Genomic DNA, 23,168 nt, shown 5'->3' on the forward strand with positions numbered 1-23,168 from the left:
GGGCCGTGGTCGGGCCGTGGTGAGCGGTGGGCGGGGGGGTGCGCCGACGGTCGGCTCAGCGCGCGGCCGGAACGTTGCGGGCGGCGGCCGGCTCGGAGGCGTCCCCGGCCCTGCCGTCGTAGCTCCGCTGGACGTGGGAGAGGGCGGTCAGCAGTCCGGCCGAGCCGAGGATCGGCGGGCGGCCGCCCTCGACGAGCCCGGCGATCGGCATCGAGCCGACGGCGGACCAGTACAGCCGCCCGTCCGGGCCCAGCGAGCTGCGCGCCCGCCCGGCGTTGTCGGGGTGCAGGCAGTAGGGCACGTCCAGGTAGCCGGCGGCGAACGCCCGGACCAGGGCCCGCCCGAGGTCGGCGTCGAGGTCGAGCACCGCGCCGATCAGCGCCCTGGCCTCGGCCTCGATGCCGGTGTCCGGCGGCGCGGCGGGCCGCGGGCGGTCGCGCTCGGCGGCCGCCGCCGCCGCGGCCGTCTCCAGCGCCCGGACGTTCTCGGCGACGGTCGGGATGCGGTGTGCCTCCGCCGTGGTCTTGACGATCAGTCTGGCGGCGCCGCCGCGCACGGCGAGCCGCGCCGCGTCCTCCAACAGCAGCCGCGCGCCGCCGGGCGAGCGCGGGTAGACGCCCATGTAGGCGTAGACCACGAGATGCCGGTCGACGTCCGGGAGCAGCTCGCCCGAGATCCGGCCGAGGGCGGCCAGTGCCTCCTCGTCCTGGCGCGCGTCGGCCTGCTGGGCGTAGCTTAGCGAGATGCTGCGCAGGCCGTGCTGGCGGAAGAACAGTGCCTCCAGCACGCTGATGGCGATCAGCAGGGAGGGCGGGCAGAGCTGGCCCATCATGCAGCCGCCGAAGGTCTCCAGGTGCGGATCCGCACCGAACTCCCGCACCGAGGCCAGGAGTTCGCAGCTGCGCTGCCAGTTGGACACGGCCTTGTGGAGCGGGGTCCGGCCGTACGGCAGGCAGTAGGAGACGGGCCCGCCCTCGGTGGCGTCCAGGCCGACGGCCAGCAGCGCCTCGACGATCCGCTCCGGCGCGGCCGAGCCGTGCCGCACCTGCACCGGGAAGCCCGCGTCCGCCACCCCGTGCAGCACCGCCCGGGTGACCTCGACCGGATGGGTGGCGATCGGGTAGCCGTTGAGGCCCGCCCCGGCCGCCAGGGCGCGCCGCGCCGCGTCGAGGTCGCCGGTGCGGGTGTAGCTGTCCAGCGTGATGGTGCCGACGGTGACGGCGGCCGCCCCCCGGGTGGCGAGCAGGCCCTCCCGCATCCGGGACGCCTCCGCCATCCCCATCCGGGGCTGGACCACCAGGGCGCCGGCCTCCGCGGCCTGCGCCACGAACCCTCCGAAGCTCGTCACAGCAGGACCCGGGAGCGCAGCCCGCCGACGAACTCGCGGAACCCGGCCACCGAGCCGCCCTCCTCGAAGACCGCGTCGAACCCGGCCTCCAGCAGGGTCCGTTCGCGGTCGGGGTCGTCGGCTCCGGCGATGCCGAGCTTGCCGCCGATGACGGTCGGGGTGGTCCGCAGCTCCGGGCAGGCCCGCAGGGCCGGGATCACCCTGAGGCCCTCCTGGTGGCCGTGGCCGTTGACGCTGCTGATGACGATCAGGTCCGGTTCGATCCGGCGGCACTCGGCGAGCAGCAGCCCGTCCGGGACGCAGGCGCCCAGGTTCGTCACCCGGTGGCCCAGTTCCTCCAGCAGCAACTGCAGGAAGACCAGGTTCCAGGTGTGCGAGTCCGAGGCCATCGTCGTCACGACGACGTCCAGCCCGGTCTGTTCGGCATTTCCGTGCTCCACAACTCAGCCCTCATCGGTAGAGATCGTCGATGGCGTGCCGCCGACGCCCCGGCCGGCGGTCCGGGAACTCCGGCGCGTGTTCCGCGGCGGCCCCGGCCCCGGGGAGAACGTTAGGAACGATCGGGCCCGGCAAGCGGCAGGTCGGGCGGCAGGTCAGGCGGCAAGAAGCGGCAGAACCGGCGCCGGCGGAAGCGCCGCCGGCACGGCCGGGCCGGCCCCGGGCGGGCAGGCGGGCGCGGCCGGTGGGCACGGTCGGCCTGCCGCCGGTCAGACCGCGGCGGCCAGCAGCGGGAGCTCCCCGGACGGTGCGAGCCGGAACCCCGGCTCCTCCCGGACGAGGCGCCGGCACAGGTTGAGCACCGTGAAGCGCACGCCGTCTCGGGCGGGCACGCTGCGGATCAGGCCGCGCGAGAGCAGTTCGTGCACCGTCTCCAGGCAGGTCTGCAGCGACCAGCCGCTGCGGACCACCGCGTCCTCCCCCGACCAGTCCCCCGGCTCGTCCACCAGCACCTCCAGCAGGTCGCGCTGGCGGTCGGTCAGCCGCCGGATCGCCGGTTCCACCTCGTCCCGCACGTCACCGCGCGCCCCGAACACCACCGGCGGGGCCGCCAGCGTGAACGGGACGGCCGTCAACCGGGCCACCAGCTGGGACGTGGACTGCACCAGCGCCCACCCGGCCGCGCGCTCCAGCGCACCCGGCAGGCCGTCCAGGTGGCGGCAGAGTTCCGCGACGGCGGGCGCCTCTGAGGGCTCCAGGGTGTAGCCGGGCCGCAGCCTGCTCAGGTGCGAGAGCAGCAGCCGGACGGCGCCGACCTGCGCCAGCGCCTCCGGATCGGCGTCCAGCTCCGGCTCCGGGACGGGCAGCGGCGCGAGCGGGATGACCTGACCGCCGGGGAGCGGGCGGGCCTCCCGGGCGGTGATCAGCACCCGCAGCCCCGGGCAGTGGTGGAACAGCTCGTCCAGCCGGCCGGCGTCGACCCCGCCGTCGGCGCCGTCCAGCACCAGCAGGGCCGGCTGGTTGCCGAGGTCCCGGACGATGTCGTCCAGCAGCCCGCGCCAGGGGTGCGGGCCCCCGCCGCAGTCCACCCACCGCACCGACCAGCGGGCGGCCAGGTGGAGCCGGCCGGCCACCTCCAGGGCGAGCCGGGTCTTGCCGACCCCGCCGAGCCCGACCAGGGAGACCAGCCGGTCTCCGTGCACCGCGAAGGCGTCGGCCAGTACCTGGGCCTCCATCTCCCGCCCGACGATCGCCCCGCGCGCCACCGGCGGCGCGGCCGGTGCGGCCGGCGCCTCGTCGGCGAGCGGGTGCCGGCGGGCCGCCTCCTCGAAGTCCGTGCGGCTGCGGCCCTCCAGCCGCAGCGCGTCCGCCAGCAGCCGGACCGTCTCGTTGCGGGGCCTGCGCACCCGGCCGCTCTCCATGTCCCGGATGGCCCGCACGCTCAGGGTCGCGTGATCGGCCAGGCACTGCTGGGTCAGCCCGACCCGCTCGCGCCGTAGCCGCAGCAGCTCGCCGAAGCCCGCCGCCGTCCTCACCGCTTGCACCGACTGCCCGCCGTCCATGCCTCGTCTGCCCTTCGTGGTCCGGACTCCTACTGGGGTCGGGTCCGGTGACGGCATCAGCCCCGGGTACCCGCGCGGCCTGTGGTCCGGCCGCACGGGCACCGGTGGTCAGGCTGTGGCCTCCGAACCGGTTCCCTCTGGTCCCCGATGCTCCAGGCTTGCCGTCTACGCACGATCAACGGCCGATCACCGGCCCCACCCACGACCTTCACGGCTGCCTCACAGCCCGCCCGGAACCCCTGCTCACGGCCCCGCCCGGAGCACCGCGCGGCCCCGCCCGACCCGCCCCCGGCCCCATGACGGGCGCCGCCCGCTCCGCCGTCCGAGTGACGGCGGAGCGGGCGGCGCTCGTGTCCTGCGGTGAGCCGGCCGGGTCAGTACCGCTGGGCCTGGGTGACCTTGGCGACCAGTGCCTTGTCCCGGTCGATCGGGCTGAAGGCCGTCCGGGTGGCCTTGGCCCCCGCGGCGACGTCCGGGATGCCGAGGTAGGAGGTGTCCACGACCTTGCCGGTCTCGTCGAGGAACTCGACCTTGACCGCGTACGACGTCGTCGAGCCGGTGCTGTTGACGACCGTCACCAGGGCGGCGTTGAAGCCCGCGGCCTGGGCCTTCGGCAGGCCGGTGAGCGTGACGTCCGAGACGGCGTTGCCCGCACCCCCGGTCTTCGACAGGACGTCCTGCGCCTTGGCCCGGTCCGCGGCCACCTGGGCCGAGACGGACGACTCGAACGCGGACGCCGCCGCCGACAGCGACTCCATCGCCTTGGAGGCGGCGGCCGAGGCCGCGGACGCGGCCGCCGAGGCCGACTCCAGCAACGAGGACTTGGCCGAGGCCACGGAGGAGGGCAGCTGGCCGGAGAAGGAGTTCACGTCCGGGGAGAAGGAGCGCGACGGTGTGGGCGAGGAGGAGCCCGAGGACCCGCAGCCGGCGGCGACCAGCACCGTGCAGCCCAGCGCCACCGCGGCGAGTCCGGCCCTGCGGCCCGTCCGACCCGACGCCCGTCCCGGCCTGTCGTTGAAACGCGGCATGCCCCTGTCCCTGCCTCACGGCCGAACCCTCAGCGGCCCGATCCTGCTCGGCACCAGCCTCCGCCGCTCCCCGCCGTTCCCGCCACCGGGCCTGCTGCGAACAGGTCACCGCGGGCCGGCGGCCGGAGTCCCGGCCCGGGTGCGCGGCAGGGCCCGTACGGTACGACCGGTCGTACCGTACGGGCCCGGTTCCGGGGGGCTCGGCCGGGAGAACCCGCGGGTTCTCAGTTGGCGGCGAGCTGGGCCGCGAAGATCGCGTGGTTGAAGTAGGCCTTGGCCTCCTGGATCAGGCCCTCGCCGTTCAGCTGGTAGACGTTGATGCCCGACCAGTTGACCGGCTTGCCGTCCTTCGCGACGGCCGCGCCGTGCCAGGAGACGGCGGTGAACTCGCCGACGTTGTGGGCCTCCAGCGGGGTCAGACCGAGGAAGGGGTCGAAGTTGGGGATGACGGACTTGATGAAGGTCCGGATCGCCTCGCGGCCCTTGATCGGCTCGGTGCCCACCGGGTCGTGGAAGAGCGCGTCCTCGGCGAAGGCGTCGGCCCAGCGGTCGGCGTCAGCCGACTGGGAGGCCTCGAAGAACTGCAGGACGGCCTTGGGCATGGCGGGGAGAGTCATCGACTCGCCTTTCTGTCGGGGTGTTCGGGATATCTCGTGATGGCTGCCGAACGGGCTCCGGGCCCGTCGGGCAGGTCTGGGGGGTGAGGGCGGCCGCCGCGGTCCGGCGGCCGGCTCAGGGGGGCGGGCTGCCCGGTCAGGCCGGGCCGGCGTCCACGGTGCGGCGCTGCCGCAGCAGGTCGACCCGGCACAACTCGTCGGCCTGAAGGCGGTAGTAGAGCCGGGTGCCCTCGCGCCGCCGGGTCAGCAGGCCCGCGTAGAGGAGCATCTTCAGGTGGTGGCTGATCGTCGGTCCGGACTGCTCGAAGGAGTCCAGGAGTTCGCCGACGAAGGCCTCGTTGGCCTCCCGGCCGAGCAGGATGGAGACGATGCGCAGCCGGATCGGGTCGCCGAGCGCCTTGAACAGACCGGCCAGTTCGTCGTGCGGGAGCGTCTCGGTCGCGGCTGCCGCCCGGGTGCCGGCGGCGGTGCCGGCGGCGGCGCCCGTGGCGCTCGGGAGGGGACGGACGGAGTGGGGAATCATTGCTCTCCTCACGGGCGAGTGGGCGGGAACCGGCTCAGCCGGCCACCGGGTGGCGGCGGTCGTGGCGGCGCATCAGCGGGACGGTCAGCAGACCGACCACCGCGAGCACAGCCTGGACCGCGCAGACCCCGCCCCACCCGTAGGAGCCGAAGCAGGCGCTGGCGACCGCCGCGGAGACCGCCCCGCTGAGGAAGACCGCGACCATGTAGACGGTGTTGGCCCGGCTGCGGGCGTTGGGGACGTAGGCGAAGATCCGGGCCTGGTTGGCGATCTGGCTCCACTGCACCCCGACGTTGGCCAGGACGATGGCCACCACGAGGGCGACGAGCAGCGAGCCGCCGAGGGCGTAGGCGCCGGCCGAGACCAGGGTGAGCACCAGCGAGGCGATGATGATCGGCTGCGCGCCCTTGCGGTCGATGTAGCGCCCGGCCCACGGGGCGGACACCGCACCGGCCAGGCCCAGCACGCCGAACAGGCCCGCCACCGCGCTGCTGTAACCGTAGTGACTGTTCGTCAGGACGAGCACGAGGGTGGTCCAGGTGGCGCTGTAGGCGCCGAACAGCGCACCGTGCAGCACGCAGGCGTGCCGTACGGCCGGCTCGTCGCGCACCAGCCGGGGCAGCGAGGCGAGCAGGCTGCCGTAGCTCATGGCCGGGCGGGCGCCCTCCTTGGGCAGCAGCGAGACGGTGAGGGCGCCGGTGGCCGCGGTCAGGACGGCGGCCAGCAGGTAGACGGCCCGCCAGCCGGCCAGTTGCCCGACCGCGCCGCCGATCACCCGGGAGCCGACGATGCCGGTCATCAGGCCGATCTGGACGTTGGCCACCACGGCGGCGCGCTTCTCCGGCGGTGCGAGTTCGGAGGCGAGCGGCACCAGGACCTGCGGGATCACGGTGGCGGCGCCGATCGCCGCGGTGGCGGCGGCCAGCACCCCGAGGCCGGGGGCGGCCGCGGCCACCAGCAGCACGGCGGTGGTGACGCCCAGCATGGTGGCGAGCAGCGGCCTGCGCCGCCGGACGTCGCCCATCGGGACCAGGAAGAGGATGCCTGCCGCGTAGCCGAACTGGGCGCAGGTGACCACGATGCCGGCGGAGGAGTGGGAGATCCCCAGGCTGTCGCTGAACAGTTTCAGCAGCGGCTGGGCCAGGTAGACGTTGGCGACGGTGGCTCCGCTGCACACCGCCATCACCAGGAACAGCATGGGGCGGACGGTGGTGGGGCCGGGAGGGTCGGCCACGGCACGGGGGAGAACCGGAGTGTCTGTCATGACAGATCCTTGGTCACGCGGATGGGGTGAGCGGGCTGGTGCGCTGATCGCGCCGGGGAAGGACGGATCCCCGGGCACGGCGAGGGTGTTGAACCGGCCGTGTGGCACCGGCGGAGGAGGCAGCCGGTCGGTCGGCGGCGTCACGACGAGTTCTACACCAACCAGATGGTTTATTCAATCGGTTGGTCGGGCTTGACCCGGCCGACTAAACTAACCAGTCACTTGTTTACCCCTCCCCCCGTCCGCGAGACCCGAGGATGCCTGGCCGATGACCTCACGCTCCGAGCAAACCCGGAACCGGATCTACCAAGCCGCGCTCGACGAGTTCGCGCGCTACGGCGTCGCCGGCGCGCGCGTGGACCGGATCGCTCGGGAGGCCCAGGCCAACAAGCAGGCGATCTACCTCTACTTCGGCGACAAGGAGACGCTCTTCGCCACCGTGCTCAAGCGGTCGCTGGGCGAGCTGGCGGCCGCCGTGCCGCCGCCCACCGCCGACGGCGAGGTGGACGTCCCCGACTACCTCGACCGGCTCTTCACGTACCACCAGAACCACCCCGAGGTGACCCGCCTGCTGCTCTGGGAGGCACTGGAGTTCACCGACCAGACCGTCCCCGACGAGGAGTCCCGCCGGGCGCACTACCAGCAGAAGGCCGCCGACCTGAACAGCGTGCGGTCCGCCGAGTCCGAGCAGATCAGCGCGATCGACGCGCCGACGCTCCTGCTGATCTTCACCGGCCTGGTGGGCTGGCCGATGGCCGTCCCGCAGGTCAGGCGCATGATCGTCGGCGACGACGAGGGCGCCCTGGAGCGGGTGAAGGCCTCCGTCATCGCCGCGGCCGTGGCCATCGCCGGCCAGAAGTGACCCGGCCCGCCCGGGGGTGCCGCACGCACCCCCGGGCGGCCTGACCGGGCGGCCCGACCGGCTCCGCACCCGGCCGGCGGCCCGGCACCGGACGCCCTCCCGGCCCGCTCCACACCCGGCCGGCGCCGGTACTTCCACCTTCATCGAAAAGCTTGTCCGGGCGCGGGGCCCGCCCTAGGTTGGGGGCTCAGCCACGGCTCACGCGTTCCCCGCGGGCCGGAGGCCCCCGAGCCGCTCCCCGGCAGTCCGCGGGTCGAGCCCCCGCCTGCCCGGATACCCCTGCGAGGTGCCCCGGCCTCGATCCCGGCGGCGCGCGACCGACCCGGCCGGGGAGCGGCGTCCCCGTGGTTCGGGGCCCACCGACCGAGAGGCGGCCGCGGGCCCACCGACCGAGAGACAGGTGAGTACCCCATGAGTACGGCAGAGCAGGCCCTGGTCGGCCGCCGCACGGCCCTCGGCTTCGGCGCGCTGCTGGGCGCCGGCGCGCTGACGGGCGGCCTGGCCGCCCCGGCCTCCGCGACGCCCGCCCGCGACGAGGCGGCCCCCGACGCGAAGCACTACCAACCGCCGCACGGCTACGCCGGGTTCCCAGCGATGCCGGCCTCGGTGCTGCAGTTCTTCGCCGCCTCGCAGCGCGCCGACGCCCGCGCCTGGGCGGACGCCTTCGCCGAGGGCGCGGTCTTCCACGACCCGGTCGGCCGGCCCCCGATCACCGGCCGCGCGGCCATCCGGGCCCGGATCGCCTCGGTCCTGCCGAACTTCCGCCCCTTCCTGGGCATCACCCCGCTGGAGGCGCACGCCACCGCCGACTTCGTCGCCGTCACCTGGCGGGGTGCGGCGGTCACGCTGTCCAACCGGCCCGTCAACTGGTCCGGGATCAACGTCTTCCAGCTGGATTCCGCCGGTCTGATCAAGGAGTGCAGGGCCTACTTCGAGTACGCCGTCTTCCAGGCCCAGCTCGACCCGAAATAGACAACCACCTTCGACAAATCCACCACCGGATCCGCGACGGAGCTCCCGCGGACCGCACGCCGCCCCGCCCGGGCCGGCACCGCGGTCCGCGGGAGCTCTTTTGCTTCCGCCGTGTTTCGGGCCGCCATTCCGGTACCCGGAAGGTAGGTCGCCGGTAGGGCGAAAGAACGTTCGACTGTTTCGATGGGAACTGTCCTCGAGGGGCCCGTGCGGGTCTCCGACGGTGGGTCATCACCGCACCTCAGGACCGGACGGCGCCAAGTCCGTCGCCTTCTCGACAGCTACCAGAGGAGCTTTCCCATGCACATTCTGGTGACCGGCGGCGCCGGATTCATCGGTAGCAACTACGTCCGCCGTCTGCTGACCGGCGGACTGGGCACCGATGTGACCGGCGTCACCGTTCTCGACAAGCTCACCTACGCCGGGAATCTGGAGAATCTCGCCCCCGTCTCCGGCGACGGCCGACTGCGGTTCGTCCACGGCGACATCGCCGACGAGGAGCTGGTCCCCAAACTGCTCTCCGAAGTGGACGCGGTGGTGAATTTCGCCGCCGAGTCCCACGTGGACCGCTCGATCGGCAACTCCGGCGAATTCGTGCGCACCAACATCGTCGGCACGCACAACCTGCTGCGGGCCGCCCTCCAGGAGGGCCTGGCGCGCTTCGTCCACGTGTCCACCGACGAGGTGTACGGCTCGATCGACGAGGGCTCCTGGACGGAGGAGTGGCCGCTGGAGCCCAACTCCCCGTACGCCGCCGCCAAGGCGAGCGCCGACCTGCTGGTGCGCGCGTTCGCCCGCACCCACGGCCTGAACGTCAGCATCACCCGCTGCAGCAACAACTACGGCCCGTACCAGTTCCCCGAGAAGGTCATCCCGCTGTTCGCCACGACGCTGATGCGCGGCGGCACCGTCCCGCTCTACGGCGACGGGCTGAACGTGCGCGACTGGCTGCACGTGGACGACCACTGCCGCGGCATCGACCTGGTGCTGCGCGAGGGCGCCCCCGGTGAGGTCTACAACATCGGCGGCGGGCGGGAGTTGACCAACAAGGAGCTCACCGGGGTACTGCTCCACGCCCTCGGCAGGGACTGGAGCTCGGTGCGCGCGGTCGCCGACCGCAAGGGCCACGACCGCCGCTACTCCATCGACGACAGCAAGCTGCGCCGGCTCGGCTACCGCCCGCAGGTCAGCTTCGAGGACGGCATCGCGCAGACCGTGGCCTGGTACCGGGAGAACTCCGCCTGGTGGCAGCCGCTGCTGGCGAACGCCGCCTGATCCGACTCAGTTCCGGAAGACGCACACCTCCGCACCAGGAAGGAACAGCTCATGCGCGGCATCATCCTCGCCGGCGGGTCCGGCACCAGACTGCGCCCGCTGACCAGCGTGCACTCCAAGCAACTTCTGCCGGTCTACGACAAGCCGATGATCTACTACCCGCTCTCGGTGCTGATGCACGCCGGAATCCGCGAGGTCCTGATCATCTCCACCCCGCACCACCTCGACGTCTACCGCGAACTGCTGGGCGACGGCGGGGACCTGGGCATCGAGCTCAGCTACGCCGTCCAGGAGAACCCCGGCGGCCTGGCCCAGGCCCTGCTGATCGGCCGGGAGTTCGTCGGCGACGAGGACCTCTGCCTGGTGCTCGGCGACAACATCTTCTACGCCCACGAGCTGCCGACCATGCTCCGCCGCGAGGTCGAACGGCTGGACGGCTGCACCCTGTTCGGCTACCCGGTCAGCGACCCGGAGCGGTACGGCGTGGCCGAGATCGACGAGAACGGCGCGATCGTCAGCCTGGAGGAGAAGCCGGACCGGCCGAAGTCCAACCTGGCCGTCACCGGTCTGTACATGTACCACAACGAGGCCCTGGACCGGGCCGCCCGGCTCACCCCGTCGGCCCGCGGCGAGCTGGAGATCACCGACCTCAACCTCACCTACGTGCGGGAGAACCGGGCCCGGCTGGTCAACCTCGGGCGCGGCTCGGCGTGGTTCGACACCGGCACCCACGACAGCCTGCTGGAGGCCTCGACCTTCGTGCAGATCCTGGAGAAGCGCCAGGGCATCCGGATCTCCTGCGTGGAGGAGGTGGCCTACCGGATGGGCTTCATCGACCGGGAGCAGCTCACCCTGATCGGCAAGCGGCTCTCGTCCTCCTCCAGCTACGGCCAGTACGTCCTGGAGCTGGCCGGCGCATGACCCCGCCGACCGACACCGCACCGCACGACGGCGCGCTGGTGGAGCCGCGCACCCGTACCCACGGTTCGACCGTGGGCCCGGGCTGCTGGGTCCGCCACGGCGTGTCCCTGGAGGACAGCACGCTGGCCGCCGGCGTCTTCATCGGCTTCCGCAGCGCGATCGCGGCCGCCGACTTCGGGCCGGGCGCGATGGTCGCCTCCCTGGCCCGGGTCGGGGAGCCGGGCGGCGCCCGGGTCACCGTCGGGGCCGGCGCCTGGATCGCCGCCCGGGCCGTGGTCGCCCCCGGCGTCCGGCTCGGCCGGGGCGCGGTGGTGGCGGCCGGCGCCCACGTCACCCGGGACGTCCCCGACGACACCGTCGTGGTGGGCCGGCCGGCGCGGATCCTGCGCCACCGGACACCGGTCGAGGACGGCCTGCCGGACCCGTCGGCGATCGTCGCCCTGGTCCGCCGCCGCGCACCCCGCGCGGTCACCCTGCCGCCGAGCTGGCGGGTGGGCACCGGCGGGCTGCTGGACGCCGAGTTCGGCGGCGGCGTGGACGTCCGGATCGGCCCCGGGCCGATCGCGCTCGGGCGCCCCGACGGGCCGTCACCCCTGGGCGGCATCCGGCTCGGCACCGGCGTGCGGATCGGCGCCCGCGCCGTCCTGGAGGCCGGCGGCGGACTGTCGGTCGGCGACCGCACCGTCCTGGGCCCCGACGTCCAGGTCCTCTCCAGCGGCCACGACCTGGGCCGGCGTTCACTGCCCTGGCGGGCCGGCCCGGTCTCGATCGGCGCGGACGTGCTGATCGGCGCGGGCGTCACCGTCATCGGGCCCTGCACGATCGGCGACCGGGCCCGGGTGGCCGACGGCGCGATCGTGGTGGGCGACGTGCCGGAAGGCCGCACCACCCACGGAGTACTCACCCCTTCCGACACCAGGAGCCCGCGATGAAGATCCTGTTCGCACCCGCCGCCACCGGCTCGGGACACAACATGCGCGTCCTGTCGCTGGCCCGGGAGATCCTGGCCCAGCAGCCCGACGCCGAACTGACCGTGCTGCTCGGCTCGTTGCAGTCCACCTTCACGCCGCTGTTCACCGAGGCCGGCGTGACGGTGGTGGACCTCGCGGCCGGCCGGCCGGTGGACTACGCCACCAAGAGCAACCTGGGCCGCCGGATGGACTGGGACGGCTACATCGGCGGCTACCTCGCCCCGGCGTTCGTCAACGGCGAGCGGATCCTGCAGTACCTGGCCCTGATCCAGGAGCACCGGCCCGACCTGCTGGTCAGCGACTACAACATGTCCGCCAGCATGGCCGCCGCCATCCTCGGCACCCGGCACGCCCTGGTCACCGAACGGTACGACTTCACCCTGTACCAGCTCGACGACCAGACCCTGGTCGACGGCGGCTTCGACATCGAGCCGGAGGACCTGCGGCGCGGCCGCCAGGCCCTGCACGCCTGCTTCGAGTGGATCGTCTCCGGCGCCGAACTGGTGCTGACCGACAAGCCGCTGGTCCCCGAGCTCGACGAGGGCACCGCGGTGGCCCGGGCCCTGCGCCCGGGCGGCAACGCGGTGTTCACCGGCCCGATGGTGCGCCGGATCCCGCCGTCCGACGCCGAGGGCAAGGCCCGCGCCGAGCTCGGCATCCCCGAGGGGCCGCTGATGGTCGGCTCGGTGGGCGGCACCACGATGTTCCTGGAGAACAAGCAGAAGGTCGTCGACCGCTACCTGGAGGCCTACGAGCTGCTCCGCGGGCAGCACCCCGACCTGCAGTTCGTGCTGCTGGGCCGGGAGCCCGTCCCGGCGCCCGAGTCGGTGATCCAGCTGCCCTACCTGCCGGAGTGGATGCCGCTGCTGCGGGAGGCCAACGTGCTGCTCTCCGCGCCCGGCTGGATCACCGTCACGGAGGTGGCGGCGATGCGCATCCCGACCGTCTTCGTGCTCGGCAGCCTCGGCGAGTACCACGAGGTCGAGGCGGCCCGCAGGCTCGACCTGCTCGGCTTCCCGACCTGCATCGACCCCACCGCGGAGCAGCTCGCCGCGACGGTCGCCCCGCTGCTGGCCGTCCGGCCCGACCACGGCGCCCCGACCCCGGGCCAGCTCGCCGTCGCCCCCGAGGGCCCGGGCACCGCGCTCGCCGCCCGGCACCTGCTGGCGGCCGCCGGCCGCGCCCGCTGATGGCGGCACCCGCCACCCTCGCACTGCCCGTCGCGACCCGGATGCTGCTGGCCAGCGACGGCTCCACCACGGTGCTGCTGGAGTCGCTGCTGGGCCGCCGGCTGTCGGTGCGGGTCTCGCTCCAGCACCGGGTCGGCGCCGGCCAGGCACCGCCGCAGGCCCTCGCCTCGCTCGGGCTCGGCCCCGAGCACACCGTGGTCGAGCGCCACTCGGTGCTGGTCACCGACGACGACGAGGTCGTCAGCCGCAACCTGGTGGTATTCACCGCACCCCCGCGCGGCTGGTCCGGCGCCGCCGACGACGCCGTCCCGCTCGGCCACCGGCTGCGCGACACCCTGACCCTGCAGCACCGCCGACTGCTCGGGAGCGGCACCGACCGCTGGAGCCCGGACGACGAGCCGTGCGCCTACAAGGAGTACCTGATCAGCTGCGACGACGGCGCCCGCCTGTACGTCCACGAGCGCTTCGACCCGCGCTTCGTCCCGCTTCCCGAAACCGTCTGAGACCGACCGAGGAGTCCCGATGTCCCGACCGCCCTCCCTGCACGACTTCTTCACCGAGAACTTCGTGGACGTCCGGGGCCGCGTCCCGGCCGTCCTCGGCCGGGACGCCGCCGACCCGGTCACCCCGGACCGCACCCTGCGGGACGCGGCCCTGGCCGTGCTGGTGCTCGCGAAGGCCGAGGAGCCCGAGCTCACCCGCACCCTGCTGACGGCCCTGCGCGAGTTCGACGACGCACAGGCGGCCGGCTTCCACGAGCTGCTGGACGTCACCGGCACCGTGCACCCCGTCGGCGACGTGCGCACCCCCGCCACCCAGGCGCTGGCCTGGTGGGCGCTGCACCACGCGGGCACCGCCCTGGACGACCCGGCGACGGCCGCCGAGGCCCGGGCGGGGCTGCGCCCGCTGGCCGAGTCCGTGCTCGCCGGCGGCTGGCCGGCCCGCCTGCACCGCGACGGGGCGACCGTGCTGGACGGCGCGAGCCTGCTGGAGCAGGTCGCGGTGCTGGTGCTGGCCGCGCACGCGGTGGACGACGGCGACGCGTTCTGGGCCTCGTTCCTGACCGCCGCCGCCGAGCAGCTGGCCGCGTTCGACTCCGCGGACGGCGCCTGGGCGGCGCTGACCGCGCGCGGCGAGCCGGACGCCTTCCACGGCTACCGGCTGCGCTCCAGCGCGCTGGCGGTGCTGGCCTGGTCCGCCCTGCACGAGCGCGCCACCGCCGCCGGATCGCCGGACCTCGGCGCCCTGGAGCACGCCCGCAAGGTGCTGCGCCACCTGGACACCCACGAGCACACCCGCGGCCGCGGCCTGTGGGACCGGGTGTCCGCCGACTCGCAGACCCGGGTCGACCCGCTGCTGGCGCAGTACGGCCGCCCCGACTCGCCGTTCCCCGCGAAGCTGATGCCCGACCACGCGCTGGCCGTGCTGGCCGCCGACCGGGTCGCCGAGCTGTCCGACGACGTGTGGGCCAAGGAGCTGTCCGCGCTGGCCGCCGCCGAGCTCTGGCGCTACACCGACACCGCGGTCGGCGGGATCTTCCAGGGCCAGGGCAGCTGGTTCTCCACCCCGGTGGACGCCACCGTCCCGCTCGCCCGGCACGTCATGGTGCCGCCGCGCTCCGCGGGCGCCTTCTCCGTCGGCAACACCGCGTACGTGCCGTTCCACGAGAAGCACGCCACCACCCAGCTGCTGGCGCTGGCCGCCCTCGGAGACCGCGAGCAGCCCGCGCCGACCGTGCCCGGCCCGGCCCCCGAGCTGAAGCCCTGGCCGCTGGAGCGCGACCTCTCCTACGTCTCCCGCGAGCCGCTGTCCGAGGGGCTGATCGACCTGCCGGCCTACCTGGCCTGGCTGCGCTCGACCGCCTCGGGCCTGGGCTACGGCCTGACCCCGTACCGGGCACCGCTGGGCCTGCGCTCGGACCGCACCGCGCAGACCTTCTCGGTGCTGCACGTGGTGTCCGACCTGATGGCGCTGAACGAGCCGATCGCCAACCGCGACCAGCTGCTGGCCGGCATCTACGCGACCCAGAACCCGGACGGCGGCTTCGGCGAGCAGCCCAGCCTGCTCTCGGAGGCGTTCACCACCTACTGCGCGGTGCTGACGGCGACCGTGCTCGGCGGCACGGACTACGACACCGACCAGTGCGCCGCGTTCCTGCAGGCCTGCCAGCACGCCGAGGGCGCCTTCGGCAACGCCCCCGGCTACCCGGGCGACGCCTGGCACTGCAACCTGGCCGTCCTGGCGCTGCTGGCCCTGGGCCGGCGCCCGGAGCGGGAGGCCGACCTTGTCGCCTACTTCGCCGCCTGCCGCAACCAGGACGGCGGCTACGGCAACCAGCCCGGCCACCCCTCGGACACCTTCGCGACCTTCCGGGTGGTCGACACCCTGATCGCGCTCGGCCTGGAGCCGCCGCGCCACGAGGAGACCATCGCCTGGCTGCGCGGCCTGCAGACCGAGGCCGGCGGCTTCCGCTACCGCCCGTCGGGCCCGGAGAGCTTCGTCGGCTCCTACCACGCGATCGCCTCGCTGTACGTGCTGGGCTCGGAGCCCGCCGACCCGGCGGCCTGCCGGGCCTGGATCGCCGCGCGGCAGAGCTCGGACGGCGGCTTCGGCCGGGTGCCCGGCGGCGCCTCGGAGACCACCGACGAGGGCTTCATCGCGATCCAGGCGCTGCACATGCTGGAGGGCAAGCTGAACCCGTACTGGGCCGTCATCATGACCTGATCCCGGGTCACCCCGGGCGACCGCGCGGGGCTCCGCACGCCCCGCGCGGTCCACCACCCGCCACGCGCCGTTCCCCACGGGCCGCAGGCCGCACGCCGCACGCCGTTCACCACGACCGAAGGACACCTTCCGATGATCTTTGACTGCCACCAGCACGTCGTCCTGCCGACCTCCGCCCAGATCGCCGCGATGGACGAGGCGGGCATCGACCGCGCGGTGCTGCTGTCGACCCTGCCGCACATCGAGCACTCCACCGACATCGCCTCGTTCAAGAGCGAGATGTCCGTGCTGCACCGGGTCCTGCAGGGCGAGGCGGACGGCCGCGAGCGGCCCAGCCGGGAGCTGCGGGAGGCGCTGGCCGAGGGCGGCGACCGGTTCGTGGCCTTCGGCAAGGTGCCGGTGGGCCTGTCGTACGAGGACACCGCCAAGGCGCTCCAGCAGGAGGTCCTCGAGCCCGGCTACGCCGGCGTCGGCGAGCTGACCTTCGGGTCCGACGAGGCGGCCAAGCTGGAGCCGGTGTTCCGGGCCGTGCAGGAGGCCGCGGTCGGCGGCCGGGCGCTGCCGCTGCTGGTGCACGGGTTCGCCCCGCAGACCGCCGGGGACATCCGCACCACGGCCGAGCTGGCCCGCCGCTTCCCGTCGGTGCCCGTGGTCATCGGCGTGCTGGGCGGCCTGAACTGGCTGGAGACCATCGAGCTGGTGAAGGAGATCCCCAACCTCTACCTGGACCTGGGCTCCTCCTTCGTCTCGCTGGCGCCGCGGCTGGCCGCCGCGGAGGTGCCGGAGCGCTGCCTGTTCGGCTCCAACACCCCGTTCGCCGACATGTACACCAACCGGATCCTGGTGGAGCGGGTGATCCCGGACGCCGGCGCCCGGGCCCGGGTGATGGGTGAGAACCTCGCGGAGCTGCTGGGGATCGCGGGCTGAATCTTCACCGAATCTGACGATTCGACAGTCTGACTGAACGTCAGAATCCTTGCAGGGGGCGGACGGGAGCGATTCCCGTCCGCCCCCGCTGTCATGTAGGTCACGTTTCACCGGCCCGGGACGGCCATGGCGCGGATTTCCGCTGGTCGCAGACCTCGTGACGCTCTGTTATTTAAACCAACCAGTTGCATGAAAAGGACTGATTGAGTCACCCTTACGTCATGCTAGTCCCCGAGATCCCCGCCAAAGCTTCACAGACCCCGGCCGCACGCCGGCTCGGCCGAACCGGCCCCCACCTACCCTGCGTAGGACTCGGCACCTGGCGCCGCTTCGACCTCCCCGCCGGGCGCGAGCACCTGGCCCGCGAGATCGTCGCCCTCGCCCTCGCCCACGGGGTGCGGGTCTTCGACACCGCGCCCGTCTACGGACGCTCCGAGGAGGTGCTGGCCCGCGCCCTGGGCGCCGCCCGGCAGCAGGCCTTCGTCGCGACCAAGATCTGGGCCGACGGCCCCGCCCGGGGGAGGCGCCAGTTCGAGAACCAGCTGCGCCTGTTCGACGGCCGGGTCGACCTGCTCCAGCTGCACCACGTGATCGGCTGGCGCAACCACACCGACTGGCTCCAGCAGGAGCGCGAGCGCGGCCGGATCGGCCGGATCGGCCTGACCTACTGGCGCGACCACGCCTTCGGCGGCGGCACCGCGGCCGACCTGGAACAGGCCATGCGCACCGGCGTCTACGACACCGTCCAGATCCCGCTGAACCCGCGCGAACGCGCCGTCGAGCAACGCATCCTGCCGCTGGCCCGGGAACTGGGCATCGGCGTGCTGGTGATGCGCCCCTTCGCCGAGGGCGGCCTGCTGAACCGCACCCCCGACCCCCGCCGACTGGCGGCCGCCGCCGGCTGCACCGACGCGTCAGAGGCCCTGCTCCGCTGGGGGCTGTCCGACGAGCGGGTGCACGTCACCCTGCCCGCCACCCTCGACCCCGCCCACCTGCTGGCCAACGTCGCGGCGGGCGCCGCGCCGCCCCTGACCGCCGATCAGCGCACCGCACTGGCCGAGCTGTTCGTCTGACCCTGCCCATCGCCGCCACTGACGGAAGGATCGACACCCATGAACAGTTCCACCGCAGCGCTCGCCTCCGCGGGCTTCCGGCTGCCCATCGTCCACGGGCCGTCCAACGGGGTCGGCAAGCTCGCCCCGCGGGAGGCCTTCCACGTCAGCCTGCTGGGGGCGCCCGCCATCCGGATCAACGGCGAGCCCGTCAACATCCGGGGCGACGCCACCAGACGAGTCCTGGTCCACCTGGTGCTCTCGTCCCCGCACGTGATCCCCAACCACCGGCTGATCGAGTCCACCTGGGGCGGCAACGAGCCCGACAGCGCGATCGACCAGATCCGCAAGATCATCTCCAAGCTGCGCCAGGGCCTGCCCGACGGCAAGGACCTGATCCGCACCGAGCCCGGCGGCTACCGGATCCTGCTCAACGCCCAGCAGAGCGACGTCGTCCTGTGGCGGGACGCCGTCCGCCGGGCCCGCGTCCTGCTGCAGAACGGCGAGGAGCGGGTCGGCCTGGAGCAGTTCACCGACGCCCTGGACCTGTGGCGCGGGCCCGCCCTGGACGGCTTGGAGGGCCACCCCTTCGCCAACGAGGCGGTCTCCCTGCACGAGGAGCGCACCGCCGTGCTCGAAACCTGGTGCCAACTGGCCGTCAGGCAGCTCGGCGCGCCCGCCGTGGTCGCCCGGCTGCGCCGCGAGGTCACCCAGCGGCCGCTCCAGGAGCGGCTGTGGGAGCTCCTGATGACCACCCTCGCCACGTCCGGCCGGGTCCTGGAGGCCCTGGACGAGTACAACAACCTGCGCAAGATCCTCTCCAACCTGCTCGGGGTGCTGCCCTCCCCCCACCTGCAGGCGCTCTACCGCAGCCTGGGGACCAGCGCCCACGGCCTCGCCGCCGCCCCGGCGGCCCCGACCGTGCCCAAGCCGCGCACGGCCGACCGGACCCGCCCGCAGGTGCCCGACTGGATCAAGGAACTGCTGCGCGGCCAGGAGCCCAACCCCGGCTACGTGATGGACTCGCGCTGGAACATCCTGCACGGCAACCACGCCATGAAGCGCTGGTTCCCCTCGCTGGCCGGCGACGACGCCAACCTCCTGCGCTGGGCCCTGGCCGACCCGATGGCGAGGGTCACCCTGCACGACTGGGACAGCCACGTCCTGGTCTACCTCGGCATGCTGAAGCTCGCCCTGTCCAAGCACCCCGGCGACCCGGTCCTGACCGGCATCCTGAACGCCTTCAAGGCCCGGGGCGAGCGCGCCTCCACCCTGATGCGGGACGCCATCGAGGTCGAGACCCGGGAGAACCACCAGTACACCGTCAGCGTCCCGCAGATCACGCCGGCACCGGTGCAGGTGGTCTCCCACCTGCTCACCCCAATCGGGAACCCCGACCTGCGCATCGTGATGCTCACTCCGCCCCAGGGGCGGCCCGTCGTCTGACTCCCCCACGGGAGCCGGGGGATCCGCCGGAGGTTCGGACACAGGTCGGACAGCGCCGTCCACCTGTTCTCCGACACCCGCCGGGCGGCACCGGGCGGCCCTGCTCAGCGCCGGGCGGCACCGGGCGGCCCTGCTCAGCACCGGGCAGCGCCGGTCAGTTCTGGTCCGCCCTGGTCGGCCCGCACATCGCGGCCGGGCCGCCATCAGCTTGCAGCCGTGAGCATCACCTGTCGATCCGGTGACTCATAGGCGAGAACTCCCTACCAACTGCATAGGGCAGAACTCTACCCTCGTTGCGTCACCTGCTTGACTGGTGACGATCGCATCAGGCAGTCTCATCACCTGTCAGGACGGTGACGGGGCCGACGAGATCGGTCCGTCCCGTCGTCGGGAGGGCCCGAAAGGTGGGGTTCGACGTGGTGGACATCAGGGGTGGGCGCAGCCGGCCGACAGCCGGAGCGGTCTCGGCACGGCGACCCGGACCGGACTGTCGATCGCCATCCGGTTTCGTCACCCGTTCAACTGGTGACGATGCTGGCATGGCGTCACCTGAGCTGTCAACGAGGCGGCCGGGAGCGCCCCTTGACCGCACGGTCGACCTCCGGAGGCCCACCCGCCCGGAAAATGCCGAGCGGACCGGCGAGGGCGACTGTTACGCTCGGATGGACACGAACCGTGTGATCGAGGAGTCGCAGACGTGGTGGGTGAAGACGACATCTCCGGGTGAGACCCGGTCCTGACGGCCGCCGTCCGGTGCAGCGAAGCACCGCCGAGGCGGTCCGTTTCGTCGTCCCCTTTTCCCCTCCCCCACGCCTGCCCAGGGCGGAAGGCCGCTTCCTGCCCTCCAGCACCCCCGAGGTCACCCCATGTCCGACGCCGCCGTCATCTGCTCCGACCTGTCGTTCGCCCGGCCCGACGACACCCCGGTCTTCCACGACCTGTCCTTCACCGTCCCCGCCGGCCGCACCGGCCTGGTCGCCCCCAACGGCTCCGGCAAGAGCACGCTGCTCAAGCTGATCGCCGGTGAACTCCGGCCCACCGCAGGGTCGGTGACGGTCGGCGGGGTGCTGGGCCACCTCCGCCAGAGCCTCCCGCTGACCGGCGACCTCACGGTCGCCGAGGTGCTCGGAGTCGCCGACGTGATCCGCGCCCTGGACGCCGTCGAGTCCGGGGACGTGAGCGAGGAGCACTTCGCCACCATCGGCGACGACTGGGACGTCGAGGAGCGCACCCGCGCCCAGCTCGACCGCCTCGGCCTCGCCGGCCTCACCCTCGACCGCACCCTGCACACGCTCAGCGGCGGGCAGATCGTCTCCCTCGGCCTCGCCGCCCAACTCCTCCGGCGCCCCGACGTGCTGCTGCTCGACGAGCCGACCAACAACCTCGACGCCGCGGCCCGGCACCGGCTCCACGACGCGCTGGCCGACTACCCCGGCTGCCTGCTCGTGGTCAGCCACGACCGCGCGCTGCTCGACCGCATGGACGGCATCCTCGAACTCGACGGCGGGCGAGTGCGCTTCTTCGGCGGCAGCTTCACCGCCTACGAGGAGGCCGTGCGGGCCGAGCAGGAGGTCGCCGAGAAGAACGTCCGCAACGCCGAACAGGAGCTGAAGCGCGAGAAGCGCGAGATGCAGCAGGCCCGCGAGCGCGCCGAGCGCCGCGCGGGCAACGCCGCCCGCAACCTCAAGAACGCCGGCCTGCCCCGGATCTTCGCCGGCACCATGAAGCGCGGCGCGCAGGAGTCCGCGGGCAAGGCCGGCCAGCTGCACGCGGCCCGGGTGGGCGAGGCCAGGGCCCGGCTCGACGAGGCCGGCCGCGCCCTGCGCGAGGAGCAGCGCATCGCCCTGGAACTGCCCGACACCCGGGTGCCCGCAGGGCGCAACCTCTTCCTGGGCGAGGGGATGCAGGTCCACCACGCCGGCCGGGCCGTGTTCGCCGACGGCGGCGTCGACCTCGCCGTCCGCGGCCCCGAGCGCATCGCGCTGACCGGGCCCAACGGCGCGGGCAAGACCACCCTGCTGCGCCTGATCACCGGCGACCTCACCCCTGAGGGCGAGCGGGGCGACGGCGGGAAGGCCGGGGGCGGGCGGGGCAACGGCGGCCGGAGCGACGGCGAGCGGGTCGAGGGCGACATCAGGCGCGGCGACGGCCGGATCGCCCATCTCTCGCAGCGACTCGACCTGCTGGACCTCGACCGCACCGTGGCGGAGAACTTCGCCGCCTTCGCCCCCGAGCGGCCCGAGGCGGAGCGGATGAACCTGCTCGCCCGCTTCCTCTTCCGCGGCGCCCGGGCGCACCTGCCGGTCGGGGTGCTCTCCGGCGGCGAACGGCTGCGCGCCACCCTGGCCTGCGTCCTGTGCGCCGAGCCGGCCCCGCAGCTGCTGCTGCTCGACGAGCCGACCAACAACCTCGACCTGGTCAGCGTGGCCCAGCTGGAGAGCGCGCTCGACTCCTACCAGGGCGCCTTCGTGGTGATCAGCCACGACGAGCGCTTCCTCGCCGGGATCGGCGTGGACCGCTGGCTCCGGCTGGCCGACGGGGCACTGACGGAGACCGCCGCCCCCGGAAGGTGAGCCGACGGGGAGGCGGGGGCCGTCCCGCTCCCGCCTCCCCGTCCCGCCCTCGGATTCCCGGGCGGCGCCCGCCCGCGCCGCTCCGGCCGGTCGGTGACGCTCCTTGCGCCCGAATCCGTCACCTGCCAGCATGGTGATGTGAACCTCGACCATGTCTTCGTCTGCGGGCACCCCGCCCTCGACTTCGCGGCCACCCTCCGCGCACGCCGCTCGACCCGGTTCGAGATGTTCGTGACGCCGGAGCGGCTGAACGCCTGGTACGTCGAGAGCGGCCTGGTGGACAGCATCACGCCCGGCTGCGAGCAGGACGTCCGAGCCGCCACCACCGTGCGCGAGGCCGTCTACCGGCTCGTCACCAACCGCGTCCACGGCGAGGAGTTCGACCGCGAGGCGCTCGCCGTACTCAACGGCGTCGCCCGCAGGGAGCCCGTGACACCCCAACTCACCCTCGCCGGGCGGCACAACGAGGGCACCCCGGACCAGGCACTGGCGACCGTCGCCCGCCAGGCCGTCGAACTGCTCAGCGGCCCGGACGTCCCGCTGCTGAAGGAGTGCGGCAACCCGGAGTGCACTCGGATCTACGTCGACCGCTCACGGGGCACCCGGCGCCAGTGGTGCGGCATGGACTCGTGCGGGAACCGGATCAAGGCCGCCGCCTACCGCGCCCGGAAGAAGACCTCCCCCGCCCTCGGCGCGCACTGAACCACGGGCCGGCACGCCGGGACCACCGGTCGAGCCGGTGACGGCCGCCGCCGCGATCTCCCCGCCCCCTCTCCCCCACTCCCCTGCGTTCCCTGCGCCTTCCCTGCGCCTTCCCTGCGCTTGACCTCGAGTCGACTTGAGGTCCTACGGTGATCGACGTCCCGGAAATCACCGCACGACGGGGAACGTGGAGATGGCACCGAAGAAGACGGCACTGAAGGAGTACCCGCGCGAGGAACTGGCCGCCCAGCCGATCGGCGCGTGGACCGGGCAGGCGTACCGGCTGGTGACGGACGCCCTGCGCGCCCAACTGGCCCAGGAGGACCTCACCCAGCCGCACTGGTGGACGCTCAACCACGTCGCCGGCTCCCCCGGGCAGTGGACCAGGGCGGCACTGGTGGAACGGCTCGCCCGTTACGACGACCTCGGGACCGACTTCGACACGGTCTTCGACGACCTCGCCGGCCGGGGCTGGCTGCACGAGGAGGCGGGGGCGCTCACCCTGACCGCGGCGGGCGAGGAGGGCCGGCTGCGGGCCCGCGACCGCAACCTCCGGGTCCACCGCCGCATGCACGAGGGCGTCGACGAGGCGGACTTCGTCACCACGATCGAGGTGCTGCGCCGGATGGTCGCCAATCTGGGCGGCGACGGCGACCTTCCCGGCTGACGGGGAGTCGACGGCGGGTGGGCGGGGCACGGGCCGGGCAGGCCGATGCGGTCCGGGTACGGCCGGGGAGCGGGCCCACCGTTACTGCTTGACAGGGCGCGTAATA

General features: G+C 73.5%; 21 protein-coding genes. 14 read left to right on the forward strand and 7 right to left on the reverse strand.

Translation table 11 applies throughout. From position 1 onward, the window contains the following. Positions 1 to 55: 55 nt before the first annotated feature. The 7 genes from ACIRS1_RS14045 to ACIRS1_RS14075 form a co-directional block, all read right to left on the reverse strand. Positions 56 to 1,348: a methylaspartate mutase gene (locus ACIRS1_RS14045; RefSeq protein WP_402839237.1), complete on the reverse strand. Its 1,293-nt coding sequence runs from the start codon at positions 1,346 to 1,348 to the stop codon at positions 56 to 58. Further along, positions 1,345 to 1,737, reverse strand: a complete 393-nt coding sequence (locus tag ACIRS1_RS14050) for a cobalamin B12-binding domain-containing protein (protein WP_387900015.1) — start codon at positions 1,735 to 1,737, stop codon at positions 1,345 to 1,347. Before ACIRS1_RS14050 ends, ACIRS1_RS14045 begins: the two co-directional genes overlap by 4 nt. A 318-nt stretch (positions 1,738 to 2,055) precedes the next feature. Continuing rightward, positions 2,056 to 3,348: a helix-turn-helix domain-containing protein gene (locus tag ACIRS1_RS14055; protein WP_402839238.1), complete on the reverse strand. Its 1,293-nt coding sequence runs from the start codon at positions 3,346 to 3,348 to the stop codon at positions 2,056 to 2,058. 374 nt (positions 3,349 to 3,722) lie between these two features. Beyond that, a complete protein-coding gene (locus tag ACIRS1_RS14060) occupies positions 3,723 to 4,376 on the reverse strand; it encodes a hypothetical protein (protein ID WP_360211053.1) in 654 nt (217 codons plus the stop codon). 224 nt (positions 4,377 to 4,600) lie between these two features. After that, positions 4,601 to 4,993 (reverse strand): nuclear transport factor 2 family protein, encoded by a 393-nt coding sequence (locus ACIRS1_RS14065; RefSeq protein WP_360211055.1) that lies wholly within the window; start codon positions 4,991 to 4,993, stop codon positions 4,601 to 4,603. A gap of 136 nt (positions 4,994 to 5,129) precedes the next feature. Then, positions 5,130 to 5,516, reverse strand: a complete 387-nt coding sequence (locus ACIRS1_RS14070) for a metalloregulator ArsR/SmtB family transcription factor (RefSeq protein ID WP_360211057.1) — start codon at positions 5,514 to 5,516, stop codon at positions 5,130 to 5,132. Positions 5,517 to 5,550: 34 nt separating this feature from the next. Next, a complete protein-coding gene (locus ACIRS1_RS14075; RefSeq protein ID WP_402839241.1) occupies positions 5,551 to 6,780 on the reverse strand; it encodes an MFS transporter in 1,230 nt (409 codons plus the stop codon). A 268-nt stretch (positions 6,781 to 7,048) separates the two neighbouring features. Between ACIRS1_RS14075 and ACIRS1_RS14080 the strand changes: the two genes are divergently transcribed. The 14 genes from ACIRS1_RS14080 to ACIRS1_RS14145 all read left to right on the forward strand — a co-directional run bounded on the left by ACIRS1_RS14080 (position 7,049) and on the right by ACIRS1_RS14145 (position 23,062). Next, positions 7,049 to 7,642 carry a TetR/AcrR family transcriptional regulator gene (locus tag ACIRS1_RS14080; RefSeq protein WP_402839243.1) on the forward strand — a complete coding sequence of 198 codons (594 nt, stop codon included), beginning with the start codon at positions 7,049 to 7,051 and terminating at the stop codon, positions 7,640 to 7,642. A 411-nt stretch (positions 7,643 to 8,053) separates the two neighbouring features. Continuing rightward, positions 8,054 to 8,614 carry a nuclear transport factor 2 family protein gene (locus tag ACIRS1_RS14085; protein ID WP_402839244.1) on the forward strand — a complete coding sequence of 187 codons (561 nt, stop codon included), beginning with the start codon at positions 8,054 to 8,056 and terminating at the stop codon, positions 8,612 to 8,614. A 300-nt stretch (positions 8,615 to 8,914) separates the two neighbouring features. Continuing rightward, positions 8,915 to 9,889 (forward strand): dTDP-glucose 4,6-dehydratase, encoded by a 975-nt coding sequence (rfbB, locus tag ACIRS1_RS14090; RefSeq protein ID WP_387899669.1) that lies wholly within the window; start codon positions 8,915 to 8,917, stop codon positions 9,887 to 9,889. A 51-nt stretch (positions 9,890 to 9,940) separates the two neighbouring features. Further along, positions 9,941 to 10,810, forward strand: a complete 870-nt coding sequence (gene rfbA / locus ACIRS1_RS14095; RefSeq protein WP_360211067.1) for a glucose-1-phosphate thymidylyltransferase RfbA — start codon at positions 9,941 to 9,943, stop codon at positions 10,808 to 10,810. Then, positions 10,807 to 11,742: an acyltransferase gene (locus ACIRS1_RS14100; RefSeq protein ID WP_402839246.1), complete on the forward strand. Its 936-nt coding sequence runs from the start codon at positions 10,807 to 10,809 to the stop codon at positions 11,740 to 11,742. The genes rfbA and ACIRS1_RS14100 overlap by 4 nt, the downstream gene beginning before the upstream one ends. Continuing rightward, complete coding sequence (locus ACIRS1_RS14105; RefSeq protein ID WP_402839248.1) at positions 11,739 to 12,971, forward strand: hypothetical protein; 1,233 nt, start codon at positions 11,739 to 11,741, stop codon at positions 12,969 to 12,971. The genes ACIRS1_RS14100 and ACIRS1_RS14105 overlap by 4 nt, the downstream gene beginning before the upstream one ends. Further along, entirely contained in the window at positions 12,971 to 13,474 is a 504-nt protein-coding gene (locus ACIRS1_RS14110) for a hypothetical protein (protein WP_402839250.1), read from the forward strand. The genes ACIRS1_RS14105 and ACIRS1_RS14110 overlap by 1 nt, the downstream gene beginning before the upstream one ends. A 19-nt stretch (positions 13,475 to 13,493) precedes the next feature. After that, on the forward strand, positions 13,494 to 15,695 hold the full coding sequence (locus ACIRS1_RS14115) for a prenyltransferase/squalene oxidase repeat-containing protein (protein ID WP_402839251.1): 2,202 nt from the start codon (positions 13,494 to 13,496) through the stop codon (positions 15,693 to 15,695). A gap of 132 nt (positions 15,696 to 15,827) precedes the next feature. After that, entirely contained in the window at positions 15,828 to 16,622 is a 795-nt protein-coding gene (locus ACIRS1_RS14120; RefSeq protein WP_402839253.1) for an amidohydrolase family protein, read from the forward strand. 221 nt (positions 16,623 to 16,843) lie between these two features. Further along, positions 16,844 to 17,695: an aldo/keto reductase gene (locus tag ACIRS1_RS14125; RefSeq protein ID WP_402839255.1), complete on the forward strand. Its 852-nt coding sequence runs from the start codon at positions 16,844 to 16,846 to the stop codon at positions 17,693 to 17,695. 39 nt (positions 17,696 to 17,734) lie between these two features. Further along, the gene (locus ACIRS1_RS14130) at positions 17,735 to 19,120 is read left to right on the forward strand and encodes a BTAD domain-containing putative transcriptional regulator (RefSeq protein WP_402839257.1); all 1,386 of its coding nucleotides are present in this window, start codon (positions 17,735 to 17,737) and stop codon (positions 19,118 to 19,120) included. A gap of 866 nt (positions 19,121 to 19,986) precedes the next feature. Continuing rightward, positions 19,987 to 21,693, forward strand: a complete 1,707-nt coding sequence (locus ACIRS1_RS14135; protein WP_402839259.1) for an ABC-F family ATP-binding cassette domain-containing protein — start codon at positions 19,987 to 19,989, stop codon at positions 21,691 to 21,693. A gap of 138 nt (positions 21,694 to 21,831) precedes the next feature. Continuing rightward, positions 21,832 to 22,395: a CGNR zinc finger domain-containing protein gene (locus tag ACIRS1_RS14140; RefSeq protein WP_402839261.1), complete on the forward strand. Its 564-nt coding sequence runs from the start codon at positions 21,832 to 21,834 to the stop codon at positions 22,393 to 22,395. A gap of 193 nt (positions 22,396 to 22,588) precedes the next feature. After that, positions 22,589 to 23,062 carry a MarR family winged helix-turn-helix transcriptional regulator gene (locus tag ACIRS1_RS14145; RefSeq protein WP_402839263.1) on the forward strand — a complete coding sequence of 158 codons (474 nt, stop codon included), beginning with the start codon at positions 22,589 to 22,591 and terminating at the stop codon, positions 23,060 to 23,062. Positions 23,063 to 23,168 lie beyond the last annotated feature (106 nt).

Source organism: Kitasatospora sp. NPDC101176 (genome assembly GCF_044768035.1).
GTDB lineage: Bacteria > Actinomycetota > Actinomycetes > Streptomycetales > Streptomycetaceae > Kitasatospora.

Coding starts and splice junctions, on each gene's coding strand:
- ACIRS1_RS14050 (WP_387900015.1), bottom strand. CDS start 1,737: ATGGCCTCGGACTCGCACACCTGGAACCTGGTCTTCCTGCAGTTGCTG.
- ACIRS1_RS14055 (WP_402839238.1), bottom strand. CDS start 3,348: ATGGACGGCGGGCAGTCGGTGCAAGCGGTGAGGACGGCGGCGGGCTTC.
- ACIRS1_RS14060 (WP_360211053.1), bottom strand. CDS start 4,376: ATGCCGCGTTTCAACGACAGGCCGGGACGGGCGTCGGGTCGGACGGGC.
- ACIRS1_RS14065 (WP_360211055.1), bottom strand. CDS start 4,993: ATGACTCTCCCCGCCATGCCCAAGGCCGTCCTGCAGTTCTTCGAGGCC.
- ACIRS1_RS14070 (WP_360211057.1), bottom strand. CDS start 5,516: ATGATTCCCCACTCCGTCCGTCCCCTCCCGAGCGCCACGGGCGCCGCC.
- ACIRS1_RS14075 (WP_402839241.1), bottom strand. CDS start 6,780: ATGACAGACACTCCGGTTCTCCCCCGTGCCGTGGCCGACCCTCCCGGC.
- ACIRS1_RS14080 (WP_402839243.1), top strand. CDS start 7,049: ATGACCTCACGCTCCGAGCAAACCCGGAACCGGATCTACCAAGCCGCG.
- ACIRS1_RS14085 (WP_402839244.1), top strand. CDS start 8,054: ATGAGTACGGCAGAGCAGGCCCTGGTCGGCCGCCGCACGGCCCTCGGC.
- rfbB (WP_387899669.1), top strand. CDS start 8,915: ATGCACATTCTGGTGACCGGCGGCGCCGGATTCATCGGTAGCAACTAC.
- rfbA (WP_360211067.1), top strand. CDS start 9,941: ATGCGCGGCATCATCCTCGCCGGCGGGTCCGGCACCAGACTGCGCCCG.
- ACIRS1_RS14100 (WP_402839246.1), top strand. CDS start 10,807: ATGACCCCGCCGACCGACACCGCACCGCACGACGGCGCGCTGGTGGAG.
- ACIRS1_RS14105 (WP_402839248.1), top strand. CDS start 11,739: ATGAAGATCCTGTTCGCACCCGCCGCCACCGGCTCGGGACACAACATG.
- ACIRS1_RS14110 (WP_402839250.1), top strand. CDS start 12,971: ATGGCGGCACCCGCCACCCTCGCACTGCCCGTCGCGACCCGGATGCTG.
- ACIRS1_RS14115 (WP_402839251.1), top strand. CDS start 13,494: ATGTCCCGACCGCCCTCCCTGCACGACTTCTTCACCGAGAACTTCGTG.
- ACIRS1_RS14120 (WP_402839253.1), top strand. CDS start 15,828: ATGATCTTTGACTGCCACCAGCACGTCGTCCTGCCGACCTCCGCCCAG.
- ACIRS1_RS14125 (WP_402839255.1), top strand. CDS start 16,844: ATGCTAGTCCCCGAGATCCCCGCCAAAGCTTCACAGACCCCGGCCGCA.
- ACIRS1_RS14130 (WP_402839257.1), top strand. CDS start 17,735: ATGAACAGTTCCACCGCAGCGCTCGCCTCCGCGGGCTTCCGGCTGCCC.
- ACIRS1_RS14135 (WP_402839259.1), top strand. CDS start 19,987: ATGTCCGACGCCGCCGTCATCTGCTCCGACCTGTCGTTCGCCCGGCCC.
- ACIRS1_RS14145 (WP_402839263.1), top strand. CDS start 22,589: ATGGCACCGAAGAAGACGGCACTGAAGGAGTACCCGCGCGAGGAACTG.